This is a genomic window from Polynucleobacter difficilis, from assembly GCF_003065365.1.
In the GTDB taxonomy this organism is placed as follows: domain Bacteria; phylum Pseudomonadota; class Gammaproteobacteria; order Burkholderiales; family Burkholderiaceae; genus Polynucleobacter; species Polynucleobacter difficilis.
This window is the reverse complement of sequence record NZ_CP023276.1, coordinates 198,132-213,380: the sequence shown is the minus strand read 5'-3', so window position 1 is coordinate 213,380 and position 15,249 is coordinate 198,132. Positions and strand designations below refer to the sequence as shown.

General features: G+C 51.7%; 15 protein-coding genes. 7 read left to right on the top strand and 8 right to left on the bottom strand.

What is annotated here, in order from left to right; genetic code table 11:
* Window positions 1-83 precede the first annotated feature (83 nt).
* Window positions 84-2,423, bottom strand: coding sequence for an NADP-dependent malic enzyme (locus AOC34_RS01135; protein ID WP_234408114.1), 2,340 nt, complete (start codon window positions 2,421-2,423; stop codon window positions 84-86).
* 74 nt (window positions 2,424-2,497) lie between these two features.
* On the opposite strand from AOC34_RS01135, the gene thiL reads away from it, so the two are divergent.
* The 3 genes from thiL to AOC34_RS01120 are packed head-to-tail and all read left to right on the top strand — an operon-like array spanning window position 2,498 to window position 4,654.
* Window positions 2,498-3,517, top strand: coding sequence for a thiamine-phosphate kinase (gene thiL, locus AOC34_RS01130; protein WP_108468384.1), 1,020 nt, complete (start codon window positions 2,498-2,500; stop codon window positions 3,515-3,517).
* A 42-nt stretch (window positions 3,518-3,559) separates the two neighbouring features.
* Window positions 3,560-4,087, top strand: a complete 528-nt coding sequence (locus tag AOC34_RS01125; protein WP_108469973.1) for a phosphatidylglycerophosphatase A family protein — start codon at window positions 3,560-3,562, stop codon at window positions 4,085-4,087.
* A gap of 30 nt (window positions 4,088-4,117) precedes the next feature.
* Complete coding sequence (locus AOC34_RS01120; RefSeq protein WP_108468383.1) at window positions 4,118-4,654, top strand: CinA family protein; 537 nt, start codon at window positions 4,118-4,120, stop codon at window positions 4,652-4,654.
* A gap of 10 nt (window positions 4,655-4,664) precedes the next feature.
* Here AOC34_RS01120 and corA read toward each other — a convergent pair whose 3' ends face one another.
* Window positions 4,665-5,630 carry a magnesium/cobalt transporter CorA gene (gene corA / locus AOC34_RS01115; RefSeq protein ID WP_108468382.1) on the bottom strand — a complete coding sequence of 322 codons (966 nt, stop codon included), beginning with the start codon at window positions 5,628-5,630 and terminating at the stop codon, window positions 4,665-4,667.
* Between the two features lie 72 nt (window positions 5,631-5,702).
* Between corA and pyrF the strand changes: the two genes are divergently transcribed.
* Window positions 5,703-6,548 (top strand): orotidine-5'-phosphate decarboxylase, encoded by an 846-nt coding sequence (gene pyrF / locus AOC34_RS01110; protein ID WP_108468381.1) that lies wholly within the window; start codon window positions 5,703-5,705, stop codon window positions 6,546-6,548.
* 6 nt (window positions 6,549-6,554) lie between these two features.
* Here pyrF and mtgA read toward each other — a convergent pair whose 3' ends face one another.
* The 6 genes from mtgA to mpl form a co-directional block, all read right to left on the bottom strand.
* Window positions 6,555-7,286, bottom strand: a complete 732-nt coding sequence (gene mtgA / locus AOC34_RS01105; RefSeq protein WP_108469972.1) for a monofunctional biosynthetic peptidoglycan transglycosylase — start codon at window positions 7,284-7,286, stop codon at window positions 6,555-6,557.
* Between the two features lie 43 nt (window positions 7,287-7,329).
* Window positions 7,330-8,247: a shikimate dehydrogenase gene (gene aroE / locus AOC34_RS01100; protein ID WP_108468380.1), complete on the bottom strand. Its 918-nt coding sequence runs from the start codon at window positions 8,245-8,247 to the stop codon at window positions 7,330-7,332.
* A gap of 70 nt (window positions 8,248-8,317) precedes the next feature.
* Window positions 8,318-9,181 carry an energy transducer TonB family protein gene (locus AOC34_RS01095; RefSeq protein WP_108468379.1) on the bottom strand — a complete coding sequence of 288 codons (864 nt, stop codon included), beginning with the start codon at window positions 9,179-9,181 and terminating at the stop codon, window positions 8,318-8,320.
* Window positions 9,182-9,191: 10 nt separating this feature from the next.
* Window positions 9,192-11,303 (bottom strand): ribonuclease catalytic domain-containing protein, encoded by a 2,112-nt coding sequence (locus AOC34_RS01090; RefSeq protein WP_234408112.1) that lies wholly within the window; start codon window positions 11,301-11,303, stop codon window positions 9,192-9,194.
* On the bottom strand, window positions 11,263-11,997 hold the full coding sequence (fabG, locus tag AOC34_RS01085; RefSeq protein WP_108468377.1) for a 3-oxoacyl-ACP reductase FabG: 735 nt from the start codon (window positions 11,995-11,997) through the stop codon (window positions 11,263-11,265). Before fabG ends, AOC34_RS01090 begins: the two co-directional genes overlap by 41 nt.
* 21 nt (window positions 11,998-12,018) lie before the next feature.
* Window positions 12,019-13,425 carry a UDP-N-acetylmuramate:L-alanyl-gamma-D-glutamyl-meso-diaminopimelate ligase gene (gene mpl, locus AOC34_RS01080; RefSeq protein ID WP_108468376.1) on the bottom strand — a complete coding sequence of 469 codons (1,407 nt, stop codon included), beginning with the start codon at window positions 13,423-13,425 and terminating at the stop codon, window positions 12,019-12,021.
* 26 nt (window positions 13,426-13,451) lie between these two features.
* Between mpl and AOC34_RS01075 the strand changes: the two genes are divergently transcribed.
* The 3 genes from AOC34_RS01075 (at window position 13,452) to accB (ending at window position 15,226) form a co-directional block, all read left to right on the top strand.
* The gene (locus AOC34_RS01075; protein WP_108469971.1) at window positions 13,452-13,979 is read left to right on the top strand and encodes a TlpA family protein disulfide reductase; all 528 of its coding nucleotides are present in this window, start codon (window positions 13,452-13,454) and stop codon (window positions 13,977-13,979) included.
* Window positions 13,980-14,250: 271 nt separating this feature from the next.
* On the top strand, window positions 14,251-14,697 hold the full coding sequence (gene aroQ, locus AOC34_RS01070; RefSeq protein ID WP_108468375.1) for a type II 3-dehydroquinate dehydratase: 447 nt from the start codon (window positions 14,251-14,253) through the stop codon (window positions 14,695-14,697).
* 46 nt (window positions 14,698-14,743) lie between these two features.
* The gene (gene accB / locus AOC34_RS01065) at window positions 14,744-15,226 is read left to right on the top strand and encodes an acetyl-CoA carboxylase biotin carboxyl carrier protein (RefSeq protein WP_108468374.1); all 483 of its coding nucleotides are present in this window, start codon (window positions 14,744-14,746) and stop codon (window positions 15,224-15,226) included.
* Window positions 15,227-15,249: the final 23 nt, after the last annotated feature.

Here is a 15,249-nt window from a genome sequence, read left to right as displayed (position 1 = left end):
TAATTACAGTGGTTTTTTTATAAACCACTGATTTATATAGATAAATATATATGTGAGTGTTTGCTCACATATATAGATAAACCTTAACTTCCCTTGATTCTGGCCTTGCTAGCTGCCTCTACCACCGTTAATGCGGTGACATTCACGATCCGCCGTACGGTCGCTGCGGGGGTCAGAATATGCACTGGCTTAGCTACCCCGAGTAGCAGTGGGCCGATGGCGATGCCATTTCCGGCAGCAGTCTTGAGTAAGTTATAGGAAATGTTGGCGGCATCAATATTGGGCAATACCAATAAATTAGCAGCGCCCTCCAGTGGTGAGCTTGTCACTGCACCGGCACGAATCTCTGGATCGAGCGCGCAATCTCCGTGCATCTCACCATCGACCTCGAGTTCTGGAGCGGTGGCCTGCAAAATGGCGAGGACTTGACGCATCTTCGCAGCCGATGGTGCATCACTGCTACCAAAATTGGAATGCGACAGCAATGCGACTTTAGGTGTCATGCCCAGCTTGCGCATTTCGCTCGCGGCCATGAGGGTGATTTCGGCCAACTGCTCTGCCGTCGGATCGACATTCACATGGGTGTCGACTAAAAATACTTGGCGTCCTGGCAGTATCAAACCGCTCATCGCACCATAGACGTTGGCGCCTTTTTCATGGCCAATCACCTCATCAATGTATTTGAGGTGGGTTGATACCTTACTGATGGTGCCGCAAATCAAGCCGTCGGCCATTCCTTTAGAGAGCAACGTAGCGCCGATCAGGGTATTACGGCGACGCATCTCCAGTTTGGCAAACGACGCGGTCACGCCCTTGCGCTCCATGATGGCCAAATAGGATTTCCAAAAATCCCCAAAACGGGAATCGTCTTCTGGATTCACAATATCAATATCGGTACCGCAAACCATGCGTAAACCGAATTTCTCAATCCGGTGCTCAATCACGCTGGGGCGACCAATCAAGATTGGCTTTGCAATACCTTCATCGAGCACAATCTGGACGGCACGCAGGACGCGCTCATCTTCACCTTCGCAAAAGACAATCCGTTTTTGTGCCTCAGGAACGCCTTTGGCGATCGTGAAGAGGGGCTTCATCAAAGTGCCCGAGTGATACACAAACTGCTGGAGCTGATTACGGTAAGCATCAAAATCTTTTATCGGGCGCAGGGCTACGCCGTCATCCATCGCCGCCTTAGCAACCGCCGGCGCAATCACCGTGATTAACCGTGGATCAAAGGGTTTTGGAATCAAGTACTCCGGACCGAACGACAAATTCTCGGTGCTATAGACGGCCGCAACCACTTCGCTTTGTTCAGCCTGAGCCAGCTCAGCAACGGCTTTGACTGCAGCCACTTCCATGCCGCGGGTGATGGTCGTAGCGCCCACATCCAAAGCGCCGCGGAAAATAAATGGGAAGCACAACACGTTATTCACTTGATTGGGGTAATCGGTACGACCGGTTGCCATCACTGCATCGGGCCGAACTAATTTCACTTCCTCTGGCAAGATTTCTGGCGTGGGATTTGCTAAGGCAAACACCAAGGGCTTATCCGCCATCTTCTTCACCATCTCGGACCTCAGTACGCCACCCGCTGAGAGGCCCAAGAAAATATCCGCGCCCTCAATTACCTCACTCAAGGTACGCAACGGCGTATCTTGCGAGAACGGCTCCTTCTCAGGATCCATCAACTCTTTACGGCCTTTATAGACGACGCCCGCAATGTCGGTAACCCAAATATTTTTTCTAGGTACACCCAAATCCACTAATAAGTCGATACACGCCAGCGCAGCAGCGCCCGCGCCCGATGTCACGAGTTTGACATTAGATACATCTTTCCCAACGACTTTTAAACCATTCAAAATGGCCGCCGCAACCACAATGGCTGTGCCATGCTGGTCATCATGAAAAACTGGAATCTTCATGCGGGCTTGCAATTTGCGCTCAACCACAAAGCAATCCGGCGCTTTGATGTCTTCTAAGTTGATGCCGCCAAAAGTAGGCTCAAGCGCTGCAATGATTTCAACCAATTTGTCGGGATCGTTTTCATTGACCTCAATATCAAAGACATCAATGCCGGCAAACTTTTTAAATAAGACCGCCTTACCTTCCATCACTGGCTTACTGGCTAGAGGACCAATATTCCCAAGGCCGAGTACCGCAGTACCGTTGGTAATCACACCCACTAAATTACCGCGAGCGGTATAGCGAAAGGCATTGGCTGGGTCTTTGGCGATTTCTTCGCAGGCAGCAGCAACACCAGGGGTATAGGCCAAGGCGAGATCGCGCTGGTTGGTCAGTTGCTTGGTTGCCGCAATTTCAATCTTTCCAGGGACAGGAAACTCGTGATAATGCAGGGCTGCAGCCCGTAAGGCTTTGATTTGCTGTTCTTTACTGTTGTCCGCTTGGCTCATCGATTGACTCATTGGTGTGGCGATTGGAAGGTTCTTATTCTAGTCCTCTCCAGCACAATCGCCCCCAAGGAACATAAAATGAAAATATGGAAGCAAAACTAGGGGAATTTGACCTGATTTGGCGTTTTTTCAAAGCCGGCTCGGAATCCATGGCCCAAACCCAAACTGACCAGGTTCTTCTCGGGATCGGGGATGACTGCGCCCTGCTTCAGCCAGATGCGGCACAAAACCTCGCAGTCACCAGCGATATGCTGGTCGAAGGGCGACATTTTTTTGCAGGCGCCAACCCGGAATGGCTTGGCCATAAAGCCTTGGCAGTTAACCTCTCTGACCTTGCTGCCATGGGCGCAAAGCCGGTTGGCTTTACCTTAGCACTTGCACTGCCAGATGCAAATGCGGACTGGCTCGCGCAATTTAGCCAAGGCTTATTTCGCTTTGCGCAGCAGTGGCAATGCCCTTTAATCGGTGGCGATACAACCCAAGGACCTCTCACCATTTGCATCACCGCTTTAGGCCATGTGCCTGCTGGTGCCGCCATCAAGCGCTCTGGCGCGAAGGTAGGTGATGACATTTGGGTATCTGGCACGCTGGGTGATGCAAGGCTTGCTTTGGGAGCATTGCGCAACGAATGGTCACTTAGCCCTAGCGGCTTAGAGGCGGTCCTGCCCCGCATGCATCAGCCCGAACCACGCATTGCGCTGGGCCTGCAACTGCGCGGCGTTGCGAGTAGCGCCCTGGATGTATCCGATGGACTCTTGGGTGATTTACGCCACATCCTCAAAGCATCCCAAGTGAATGCCGAAGTATTGATTGATCAATTACCCACCTCGCCTACCCTTGCTGAGCAAACCGAAAGTCTACGCAGACAATGCGCTGCCAACGGCGGTGATGATTACGAACTGTGTTTCACTGCCCCAGCCGGCAAACGAATGGAAGTGGAATCGCTCAGCACTACCCTACTGCCGCTCACACGCATTGGCAGCATTACCTTTACTAGCAATGGGACTGAACCCACACTCATGCTGCGCGATGCCAATGGAAATCCACTCGCGGCAGCCGACAGCATGCAGTTAAGGCAATCCTTTGATCACTTTAAGAGCAGCTAAGTGGTGATCAACGCCAATCAACCTAAGCCGACCTTGCGCTGGATGTTTCAGACTGCAGGCCGAACCCTAGCCCTTGGTTTTGGAAGCGGGCTGAGTCCCTTTGCTCCCGGCACCGTTGGAACACTGTGGGCATGGGCACTCTTTTTGATTGGGCAATTCTTTTTTACGACCGAGAATTGGTTTTGGATTGTCGGCGGCGGACTGATCGCTGCTTGCTGGATTTGCGGGCAAGTGAGTGAGGAATTAGGTGTGGCTGATTTTGGTGGCATTGTGCTCGACGAGATCTTGGCTTTTTGGCTCGTCTTACTCTTGATTCTGCCGGCTCCGCTCTGGATGCAGGTCTTGGCATTTGGACTCTTTCGTTTCTTTGATGCAGTCAAGCCAGGTCCGATAGGCATGATTGATCGCTACTTTAAAGACTGCGCTTGGATTGCTCCCGGCTCGCCCACAACCTTACCCAAAATCCTGTGGCGCGGTTTCGGGATTGTGATTGATGATCTTGCAGCGGCTTTTGCAACCCTACTTATTCTTGCTTTACTCAGCACAACCCAGCTGTTGCCGTCGTATTAATTTCAGAGCGATCCATTCACAAGGTATTGCATGCACACTTCTTCTCCATCAACAGCAGCTACATCGATTGATTCTGCTGATCTTCAAGAATTAACCAATGCAGTCGCCACTGCATTCAGTCAGCGCGGCTGGACTCTTGCGGTAGCGGAGTCTTGTACGGGCGGACTACTCGCAGCGAGCCTCACCGACTTAGCGGGATCGAGTCAGTGGTTTGAGCGCGGCTACGTTACCTATAGCAATGCCGCAAAGACAGCGTGCTTACAAGTCTCACCCATGCTGATTGAAGCCGAAGGTGCAGTCAGCGAAGCAGTAGCCAGTGCAATGGTGCTAGGCGCGCAGCTAAGTAGTGGTGTCACTGCGGCTATTTCGATTACCGGCATTGCAGGCCCTAGCGGCGGTACAGCGGAAAAGCCAGTGGGAACCGTATGTTTTGGCTGGGCACTAGAGCGCGCCGATGCGAGCAATCACATCACGACAACTACCGCACACTTCGTAGGCGACCGTCAATCGGTGCGGCAGCAAGCGGTGGTCTTTGCCTTGCGTGGCCTACTGCAATCCATTGCTTAAATCGAAGCGATCAACCCAACCACCCTTTGTGGCGGAAATAGCTCAGCGGAATAATCGCTGAAATAACCATCGACAAAATAGCGACTGGATAGCCCCAGGTCTCGGTGAGCTCGGGCATGTGCTGGAAGTTCATACCCCAAATACTCGCCAGTAAAGTCGGTGGCATTAAAGCAACCGATACCACCGAGAAGATCTTGATGATCTTGCTTTGGTTCAAACTAATAAAACCGACCGTGGCATCCATCAAGAAGTTGATCTTGTCGAATAAGAATGCGGTGTGATTCTCAAGGGAATCGATGTCACGCAAAATTTGCCGCGCCTCTTCTTGCTGCTCATCCGACAGCAATTTGCTGCGCATCAAAAACGACAAAGCCCGGCGGGTATCCATCACATTGCGACGAATGCGGCCGTTGGTATCCTCTTCCTTCGCAATCGTCTCTAATACCTCGGCAGCATCTTTGTCGCTAATGTCGTCGGAGAGCACCCGCTTACCGGCCTGCTCTAGGTTCTCGTAGACTTCCTCGAGCGCGTCTGCTGAATACTCCGCATCGGTTGAGTAGAGGTCCAATAAAACGTCCTTGGCATTACTCACCGAACCGGGGCGCAAACGGGCACGCAAGCGCACCAAACGGAATACCGGTAAATCTTCATCGTGAATCGAAAACAGGACTTGCTTGGTCATCACAAACGCAACGCGGACGTTGCGCGAGGTCTCTTCTTCGTCCAGTAAAAAATCGGTCCGAATGTGCATATGGCCATCGTCCGCCTCAAAGTAGCGGGCAGACGCCTCTAAATCGCCCAAATCATCCAATTCAGGCAAAAGAACGCCAAAAGCCTCTTTAATCCAGATTAACTCTTCTTCTTCGGGGTCAATAACGTCAATCCAGATTGGATTGACGTGCTTCAGGAGCTCATTGCGATCTTCCACTTGCTCTTGGGAGAGGCGGCCATTTTGCAGGACGAACAAGTTAATCATGGTGAACTCCTAGGGAATGCGCTAGTTTATCCTATAGATAATGACAGCTTTGCGAAAATAAACACGAAACCAATGAACTCAAGCCAAAACACCTTTACCCAGCAACTCCAGTCTGCATGGGCTTCGCAAGGCAGCATGCTGTGCGTTGGCTTTGACCCCGACCCCAAGCGCATGCCCGTTTCCATAGGCGGCAAACCCTTGGGCATTTTTGAGTTCTGCCGCGATATTGCCGACGCCACCGCCGATGTGGTGTGCGCCTTTAAACCCCAGTTTGCCTACTTCGCCTCTCAAGGAGCCGAGGATCAACTCGAAAAACTCATCCGCCACCTCAAAGACCGCTATCCGCATATTCCGGTGATTTTGGATGCCAAGCGTGGCGATATTGGCAGTACAGCAGAGCATTACGCCCTCGAAGCATTTGAGCGCTATGGCGCCGATGCCGTTACCGTTAACCCCTACATGGGACGCGATTCGATCGAGCCCTACCTGAAACACAAAGGCAAAGGCGTAATTATCCTGTGCCGTACCTCTAATCCGGGAGGCTCTGATTTGCAGTTTTTAAATGTCGCTAGCGACGGTCAACCACTGTATTTACACATTGCCACCCTCGCAGCGAAAGAGTGGAATAGTACGGGTCAAGTTAGCCTCGTCGTCGGCGCTACCTTCCCCGATGAAATTGCCAAGGTCCGCGCGATTGTGGGTGAGATGCCTCTCCTGATTCCGGGGATTGGCGCGCAAGGCGGTGATCTCAAGGCCACCGTCAAGGCCGGTCACGTTTCAGGAAAGCCGGGTACCGGCATGATGATTAATTCATCAAGGGCCATTTTGTACGCAAGTAGCGGGGCTGATTTTGCAGAAGCCGCGCGCGTTGTTGCCATCGAAACGCGCGATGCACTGCGTGCTGCAAGCGCTCAATAAAACCGCTTACTTTGTTTGCTTTGCTACTTTTGGCAGTGCAATGCGATCCATATTGGCGAGAATAAATTCTTGGCGGGCGCCATAATCAATGCGGCCTCTGCGGCAATACTGCGCCTTATCAAAACACTTGGGCGCCGGCAGCGCTGAAGCCAAACTCGCCGCTTGTTCACGGTCTAGTTGCTGGGGTGTCGTTACAAAATAATGTTTTGCCGCAGCGCCCACACCAAAGATACCCTCACCCCACTCTACTGAGTTTAGGTAAATCTCAAATAGGCGCTCTTTGCTTAGGATTAATTCCAATAAGCCAGTAATCACCAGCTCTTGCGCCTTACGCACGTAATGTTGCTCAGACGACAAAAACAGATTCTTACCGAGTTGCTGCGTGATGGTGGAACCACCCCGTAGTACAGGAGCTTTTTTATTCTTCGCCTGCTTTTGGTTTTTCTCCCATGCTTTTTGCATGTCACTCACGCGCACACCCGGGTGCTGAAAAAAGATATCATCCTCGCTTACTAGAACGGCTCGCTTGAGACTGGATGAAATAGCATCATACGGCACCCAACGCGACTCGATTGGGCAAGACCAATGCCATGTGCACAAACGCCAACGCTCCGCCCGCTGAAATGCCGTCGTGCTCGGGTCAACAAAAGCCCACGCTGCGATTTGCACGGCAAAATAAATCTGCATAGCAAGGATGCCAAACAGCAGGCATTTAATCAGATAGGCAATCCAGCGCATCAGTGGGCTCAAAAAAAATGCAGCACGAAAAGCGTCGCTTAACTTACGGCGCTTTAGTGGTGAGCGCTTGGCGCAGCTCATCTAAAACTGCCCGCGCATTTAATTGCTGAGCAAGCGCTGCGCCGCGCCAGAGTAAAAACGCATCGGCTGCTTGCTCTACCAGCATGCCCAATCCATCGCTCACGCGGCAACCCTGATTGATAGCCTGCTGCATAAAGTGGGTGATTTTTCCATAGACCATGTCATAGGCAAATACGGTAGGTTTAAGAATTTGTTGCGCGATCGCATCGCTAAGCGGAGAGTCATTACTGAGGCCAGCCGCAGTCGCATTAATGATCAGGTCCATTGCGGTATGACTGGGCTCACTCCCTAATGCATCAACTGGGCATACCGTGAGAAGCACGCCATGCATATCAGCTAATCCCTGAAATACCGTTTTTAAATCCCGCGCCTTATCGATCGATCGATTGGCAATGACAATGGATTGCGGCTTTTGCTCGAGCAGTGGGCCTAATACCCCGCGCGCTGCGCCACCTGCGCCCAAGATGCAAATGGATGCATTGGTTAGCACAATGCCTTGAGCGCGCAAGTCACGTACGAGTCCAGCGCCATCGGTGTTATCGCCGTAGAGCAACCCCTCCTCTTGCCATAGGGTGTTTACCGCACCTGCAAGCGCTGCTCGCGGCGTCAAGACATCGGCCAAGGCTTGGGCATCCAATTTAAACGGCACGGTGACATTCATGCCTTTCCCGCCCGCTGCAAAAAAAGCCTTTGCTCCCTTAGCAAACTCACCCAGCTCTGGCATGAGTGTGCCGTAATGCATGGCTTGCGCTGTTTGCTGCGCAAAACGCCGATGGATGGTGGGTGACTTGCTGTGGGCAATAGGATTGCCCGCAACGGCATACACATCCACTTCTGAAAAATCAGCGGGATTCGTTTGTAGTTCAGATGGCTTACTCATCTGCGGCTCAATGAAATGAAATTAGACGGCATGCTATGAGTGTAGCGAATAAAGCGGCACGCGTGCCCACCTATGGACGCAATTCCAAGCGATTGCCTTCAAGACGGTTTATCGACCCATCCCGCGTGAACTCAAACGTAGATACCCAATCGAGCACATCGATTTGCTTGCGCATCTCGGGTGGGAAAGGGCCATACGGGGCAGCGGCGCGCACGATTGCTACTGCCTGGCGATCCAAATCGGCGATGCCAGAGGAACGTCGTACCTCAACACCCTCCTTGCCGCTCGTACTATTGGCGATTTTTCCTTGGGCATCGACACTCACGACCAGCACCACGCTGCCATACAGGGGTCTACCATTGACCCGCGGAAAAAACGTACTGCCATATGCCTCAATCTTTTGCCGCATCGCATCGTAGTAGCTGGCAAAGACCACTGCTTTTGTGCTGCTTGCGGTCAACACCGTCCTGCGCGGCTCTTTGCCATTGGCCTGAATGCGTTTAGCTAACTCTGCCTCTAAGGCGTTCAGTTGCGAGACGACCCGCTGCTCTTCGCCGCTTCGCCGACCTGCAGCAGCATCTTTTTCAGCCTGCATGCGCGAGAGCATTTGCTTTTGATTCTTTTCCAAGACCTCGAGCTGGGCTTCGGCACTTAAGCGCGCCCGGTGGATCGCACTGGCGTCTTGATCCAAGGTAACTCCACCGCCTTGCAAATCGGCCTGCGCGAGTTTGAGTGCTTTTTTGGGTGGCGTTGGACTGCTGGAGTTAACTAAGACCACACTCAATGGTGTATTGAGTCTGCGTTGCTGGATTTCACCGTAACTCCAGCGGACGGATAAGAAAATCGCATGCAAGGCAAGCGATAACATCAGGGCAAACCAAAATGGATGGTGACGCCACCACCAATGCAAACGATCCTTTAAGCGCATTTGCATCTAGTCAATCTCACGAAATCGGCGTATCGCCTACAGGAGCTGGATCCGCCAATGACGGCTCCGTTTCCGGTGCATCCAATTCTGACGAATCCATTTCTGATGCAGCGGACTCTGATTTTTCAATCTGATTGACGCGTACGCTGGCGCTCAGTTGCAATAGATCGGTTTCTAAAATAGCAATCTCGGCGCGCGTCATGCGGGGATGCGACGCAAGTTCCGGTATCGGCAAATGCAAGGGCACATCCTCTAGGCGACTCATCCCCTCCTTGAGGTGGCGCGCAAATACGCTGCGTGGGAGCGGCTCCTGCGCTAACCAACGCAAACACCAGTATTTCTCCATGCGATCTTGGTACTCGGCATAGGACTGATAGCAGGTTTCAAAATCAGCAGCAATCCCCATCAGGCTGGCATCACGCGGCTGAAACGGCGCCACCATTTTTGCCGTGACGCCATGCTTGGCCAAAGCAATCAATTGCCACTGATTAACTAAATCCGAATAGCGCCGCAATGGGGAAGTGCACCAAGCGTAATACTCCAAACCTAAGCCTTCGTGCGGCGCTGGTGTGGTTTGCATGCGTGTCCGTTGTGGGCCCCAGCCTTTCTGGGTTCGAAACAGGGCCGGTAAACCCTGATCCGCTAACCACTGCCCCCAAGTACTGTTGCAATAAATCATCCACTCGGCGACGATGGTATCCAGCACCGAACCCCGTGATCGCGGATGAATCTCAACCTGTTCTACACCATCGACTTGGCTAATCTGAAACTGAAAATCGCGTTGCAAGGCATTGGGATCGACAACACCGAGCTGCTCGACACGCAAGCCATTTTTTGCCCGTTGCTCCTGGCGCTTCGCATGCAATTTTTGTGCTGCGCGCCAAAGAATCAGTAATTCATGTTGAAACGCAAAGGCATTGTCCGTCTTGGCGACGTATTCTGGATCGGCAAACCGATTAACGGATTCTTCTAAATGCTCTAAACGTAAGTTGGCGGCAATCGGCACCAATTCAATTCGGGTTTGGGCGGAGTGGTCGATTAAATCGCCTTCCGCATCCACATCCACATAAATCGATACTGCCGGCCTGGCACTACCCGTATCCAAAGAAAAACGCGCAATCACCGCATCGGGCAACATCGTAATCTTGTCACCTGGCATATAGACCGTTGACATACGCGCCCGCGCCACCTGATCCAGCGAATCATCCTTGTTGATCACGAGCCCCGGGGCAGAGATGTGCACGCCAATCCGGTGAGCTCCATCAGGCAAGGCCGTGACCGACAGCGCATCATCAATTTCGGTAGTAGCGGCATCATCAATCGAAAAGGCCTGTACTGCAGCAGTCGGTAATGCTGCAATCGCTGCATCATAAATAGCATCGGAAATTGCCGCATCGGCATGGTGGCCTGCACCGTTCGGAAAGTTCGCCTTTAAAAACATCCCTTGGTGGTAAGCCAGTGGCGACTCCAAAGCGCCACAACGCATCATGAGTTGCGGCGGCGATTCACCGGTCTCATTGCAGGCTGCCAAAAATGCCTTATAGGCTAGGGTATTTTTATCGGGATTAAAGAGAAGTTGCTTGGCTTGCGATACCAAGCCTTCCGGAAAGCGCCCTGCAACTAATTCCGCTTGCCATTGACTCTGCTGCTCCAGTTCACGCTGTTTGCGCTCGAGGGCCGCAATACCTGCATCAAGTTGCTCTTTGGGTGCGCGCATAAATCGGCCGCGCTGCTTACGCCGAAAATAAACGGGCGCCGATTGCAAAGCAATCGCCAATGCTGCTTGTTGAGCCGCGCTAGCCTGGCCACCAAAATACTCTGAAGCGATGTCGGTAAACGCAAACTCGCCTTCGGGGGCGCAATCCCATAGCAATTGCAAATCAATCTCAGCAGCCAAGGTATTGGCCTCGTCCATCATGCTTTGGGCATCGGGCTTTTCAAAGCGCAGCCAAACTTCTTTGGCTTTTAGCTTGAGCTTTTTGCCAGATAGACCCGTTGCCTGCCATGACTGGGCATCGCCCTCCCCCGTGGTCGATTGCACGGTAGCGGCTTTAATGTCGCCGCCTTCCTCATAAAGAAGGTGCATATTAAAGGGAGATCCCGCCGCTAACTTCGAGGGTGCTGCCATTGATGTAGCTAGCTTCATCGCTAGCTAAAAATACATACACATTGGCGATTTCGTTAGGAGTGCCAAGGCGCCCCATCCATGTGCGTTTCGCAATGTCTTCCAAAATGGCGCTTGGCATTGCCATCACCATTTCAGTGCCCACAAAACCAGGGCAAACGGCATTGACTCGAATGCCTTTCGGACCGAGCTCGCGTGCCCACGTTTTAGTAAAACCAATCACGCCAAATTTGGTTGCAGAATAATTGGTCTGACCAAAGTTACCGTATAAGCCCACCACGCTGGAGGCATTGACAATAGCACCGCGTTTAGCTTCCAGCATGTGCGGCACCACTAATTGGGTGCAATTAAAAACGCCTTTGAGATTGACATCAATCACCACATCGAATTGCATTTCGGTCATCTTCACGAGCCGCGCATCCTGCGTAATGCCCGCGTTATTAATTAAGATGTCAATGCGACCATGCTTTTTCATGATGGCATCGACTGCAGCCTGAATGCTGTCCCGGTCCGTCACATTCATGGCATACGCCTCCGCATTCGGAATCTGCGCGGCACACTTTTCCAGCTCAGCCTGATTGATGTCGGCCAGCATGACTTTGGCGCCCTCCTCGGCAAAGCGAATCGCTGTAGCCAAACCAATCCCTTTGGCCGCCCCGGTGATGATCGCAACCTTATCTTGTAATCGTGCTGGCATAAAAATGCTTTCTATGTTGTTTTAGTTTGCTGCTGCAAGCATGGCCTGCAGTAATTTTTGATGCACGCCACCAAAGCCGCCATTACTCATTACTAATATGTGATCGCCTGGTCTGGCTTCTTTTGCGACAGCGCTCACCAGCGCTTCTAAATCATCAAATGCATTTGCGCGGCCCGGCTGAACCTGATTTAAGGGGCTCAGCACTTCCGGCAAATTCCAACCCAAAGACTCTTTGCCACTGGCAGCACCATAGGCATAAATGCGATCGGCTGCCTCTAAGCTTGCAGGCAACTGAGCCTTCATGATGCCCAGCTTCATGGTGTTTGATCTCGGTTCTAACACCGCCAAAATTCGGCCCCTGCCTACGCGGCGGCGCAAGCCATCGAGCGTGGTGGTAATTGCCGTGGGGTGGTGTGCAAAGTCATCGTAGATCGTGATGCCATTATGCTGGCCAACCGTTTCTAAGCGGCGTTTTACATTTTTAAATTGGGCTAAGGCACTGGCTGCATCGCGTGGACTAATGCCAATGTGCTGGGCTGCTGCAATGGCGGCCAGGGCATTGAGTTGATTATGGCGACCCATCACGCCCGAGTCCGGGGCCCAGCAAACCGTAGCCACTTCTTTGCCTTCGTGCACTACTGTGAAATCATCATTGGGGTGCGGCTGCATTGACCAGGTGTTATGGGCCTCCATGCCAAAGCGTGCTACTGGCGACCAGGTGCCGCGCTCAAGCACCCTCTCCAGGGAGGCTTCAGCACCATTGACCACCAAACATCCTTCGCTTGGTACCGTTCGTACTAAATGATGAAACTGTGTTTCGATCGCAGCAAGATCAGTAAAAATATCGGCGTGATCAAACTCTAAATTATTGAGGAGGGCAGTACGTGGCCGGTAATGCACAAACTTACTGCGCTTATCAAAAAACGCAGTGTCGTATTCATCGGCCTCAATTACAAAGTAGGGGCTTTTACCCAGCCGTGCTGAGACCGTGAAATTCAGCGGCACTCCGCCGATTAAATAACCCGGCTCTTTGCCATTGAATTCCAAAATCCAAGCCAGCATCGCTGAGGTAGTGGTTTTGCCGTGGGTACCCGCCACCGCCAGAACATGGCGACCGTACAGCACTTGCTCACCCAGCCACTGCGGGCCGGAAACATACGGTAAGCCTTGGTTAAGAATCGCTTCCATCAGAGGATTGCCGCGCGAGACCACATTGCCGATAACAAATAAATCTGGCTTGCTACCCAGTTGCGATAATTGGTCGCTAGAGTATCCTTCGATAAGCTCAATACCTTGGGCTTCGAGCTGGGTACTCATGGGCGGATACACATTGGCATCGCATCCCGTTACGCGGTGGCCGGCCTGCCGTGCGATGGCAGCGATGCCGCCCATAAAGGTGCCGCAAATGCCCAAGATGTGTATATGCATGATTGAATTTTAGCGAAGGAGTGCGCATGAACCGAAGACAAATGGGAATCATCACCGGAATGAGCTTGGGCGCCCTTGCTGCAGGCCTCATCACCGCAAGCTGGATTTACCGAGACGGCACTGCGAGCGACGAGTCGGTTGCCGCGCTGCTTGCCAATCCCTGGATGAAACCCGACAACACGCCAGTCAATACCGCCGAATGGCAAAACCGGGTGTTGGTAGTGAACTTTTGGGCGTCGTGGTGCCCGCCGTGTGTCGAAGAAATGCCCGCTTTGAGCAATCTTCAGGATGAGTTTGCAGCAAAAAATGTCTTATTTGTTGGTATCGGTATCGATACACCATCGAACATACGTCAATTTCTGGAAACTACCCTAGTTTCCTATCCCATTGTCATGGGTGGATTGCAGGGCAGTAAAATTGGCAAGGCCTTAGGCAATACGCAAGGCGCCCTTCCCTATACTGTCGTCATCAATGCCAAAGGCAAGGTGACCAATACGAAATTAGGGAAAATAAGCGAAGATGAGCTCAGAAAACAGATAAAAGCTGCAATTTAAAATGAATTGATGTTTTTTAACCCAAGAACAGATTAGTATTACAGTCCGTTTTTAGTGCCTAAAGCGGCTTAACTTCACTCATTTTGCAGAAAATAGATCTTTTTTTCCTGCATTTAGCGATTTTGTCCCAAGCCTAGGGGGTATACTTCACCTCATACTGTATCGATCCAACTCCGCGTTTGCGTACCCCGTTATTTAGCACAAAGCGTCGCAGAGGGATTTGAACAGCCTGACATCATCTGTCCTTAACTGTTTCTAAAATTAGCGATCTATGTCAAAAAACCGGTCAGTTTTAGTTATTCAAGGTCCTAACCTCAATCTATTGGGTAGCCGCGAGCCACAGGTTTATGGTCACACCACCCTCAGTGACATCCACCAAGGTCTGGAAACCCAGGCAAAAGAAGCCGGGATACTAATCAATACCTTTCAAAGCAACCATGAAGGCGAGTTAATTGACTGCATTCAGAAGGCAAAACAGGATGGGGTTGATTTCATCATCATCAATCCGGGTGGCTTTACCCACACTAGCGTTGCCCTGCGGGATGCCTTGGCGGGTGTTGCTATTCCCTTCATTGAAGTGCATCTATCCAATATTCACCAACGCGAAGAATTTCGTAAGCACTCGTATTTGTCCGACATTGCCAAAGGTGTCATTTGCGGACTAGGCCCAATCGGCTATACGCTAGCATTGCAAGCAGCCAGTCAGCAACTCAAATAATCGTTATTTTTCTTTCCTGTCACTTTTACCAGAAGGACCTATCTCCATGGATCTGAGAAAACTAAAAACACTGATCGACTTGGTTTCTGAATCAGGCATTTCTGAGCTTGAAGTCAATGAAGGCGAAGACCGAGTTCGCATTGTGAACACGAAGTTAGCGCAAGGACAACAAAGTACTGCGCCAATAACGTATGCAGCTGCAGCGCCCTCCCCCATTGCGGTGACTGCGCCTGCACCTGCAGCACCGACTGCGGCCGAACATGCTGCTGCTGAAGAAGCGACAGCTACTGCGGCAGGATTTGTTGCTAAATCACCCATGGTTGGCACCTTTTACCGCGCAGCCAATCCGGAATCGCCCAATTTCGTGAATGTTGGCGACACCGTAACGGTAGGCCAAACCCTCTGCATCATTGAAGCGATGAAACTCCTCAATGAAATCGAATCTGAGAAGGCGGGCGTTGTTAAACAAATTTTGTGTGAGAACGGCCAGGGCGTTGAATACGATCAGCCTTTGTTTGTAATTGCTTAATTTCTCCACATCCTTTTTAGCCA

Excerpts from the sequence above, each read along its gene's own strand:
- AOC34_RS01135 (WP_234408114.1), bottom strand. The coding sequence starts at position 2,423 with ATGAGTCAATCGATGAGCCAAGCGGACAACAGTAAAGAACAGCAAATC.
- mtgA (WP_108469972.1), bottom strand. The coding sequence starts at position 7,286 with ATGCGCTGGATTGCCTATCTGATTAAATGCCTGCTGTTTGGCATCCTT.
- aroQ (WP_108468375.1), top strand. The coding sequence starts at position 14,251 with ATGTCAAAAAACCGGTCAGTTTTAGTTATTCAAGGTCCTAACCTCAAT.
- fabG (WP_108468377.1), bottom strand. The coding sequence starts at position 11,997 with ATGCCAGCACGATTACAAGATAAGGTTGCGATCATCACCGGGGCGGCC.
- AOC34_RS01125 (WP_108469973.1), top strand. The coding sequence starts at position 3,560 with ATGTTTCAGACTGCAGGCCGAACCCTAGCCCTTGGTTTTGGAAGCGGG.
- thiL (WP_108468384.1), top strand. The coding sequence starts at position 2,498 with ATGGAAGCAAAACTAGGGGAATTTGACCTGATTTGGCGTTTTTTCAAA.
- mpl (WP_108468376.1), bottom strand. The coding sequence starts at position 13,425 with ATGCATATACACATCTTGGGCATTTGCGGCACCTTTATGGGCGGCATC.
- accB (WP_108468374.1), top strand. The coding sequence starts at position 14,744 with ATGGATCTGAGAAAACTAAAAACACTGATCGACTTGGTTTCTGAATCA.
- aroE (WP_108468380.1), bottom strand. The coding sequence starts at position 8,247 with ATGAGTAAGCCATCTGAACTACAAACGAATCCCGCTGATTTTTCAGAA.
- AOC34_RS01120 (WP_108468383.1), top strand. The coding sequence starts at position 4,118 with ATGCACACTTCTTCTCCATCAACAGCAGCTACATCGATTGATTCTGCT.
- AOC34_RS01090 (WP_234408112.1), bottom strand. The coding sequence starts at position 11,303 with ATGGCAGCACCCTCGAAGTTAGCGGCGGGATCTCCCTTTAATATGCAC.
- AOC34_RS01075 (WP_108469971.1), top strand. The coding sequence starts at position 13,452 with ATGAACCGAAGACAAATGGGAATCATCACCGGAATGAGCTTGGGCGCC.
- corA (WP_108468382.1), bottom strand. The coding sequence starts at position 5,630 with ATGATTAACTTGTTCGTCCTGCAAAATGGCCGCCTCTCCCAAGAGCAA.
- AOC34_RS01095 (WP_108468379.1), bottom strand. The coding sequence starts at position 9,181 with ATGCAAATGCGCTTAAAGGATCGTTTGCATTGGTGGTGGCGTCACCAT.
- pyrF (WP_108468381.1), top strand. The coding sequence starts at position 5,703 with ATGAACTCAAGCCAAAACACCTTTACCCAGCAACTCCAGTCTGCATGG.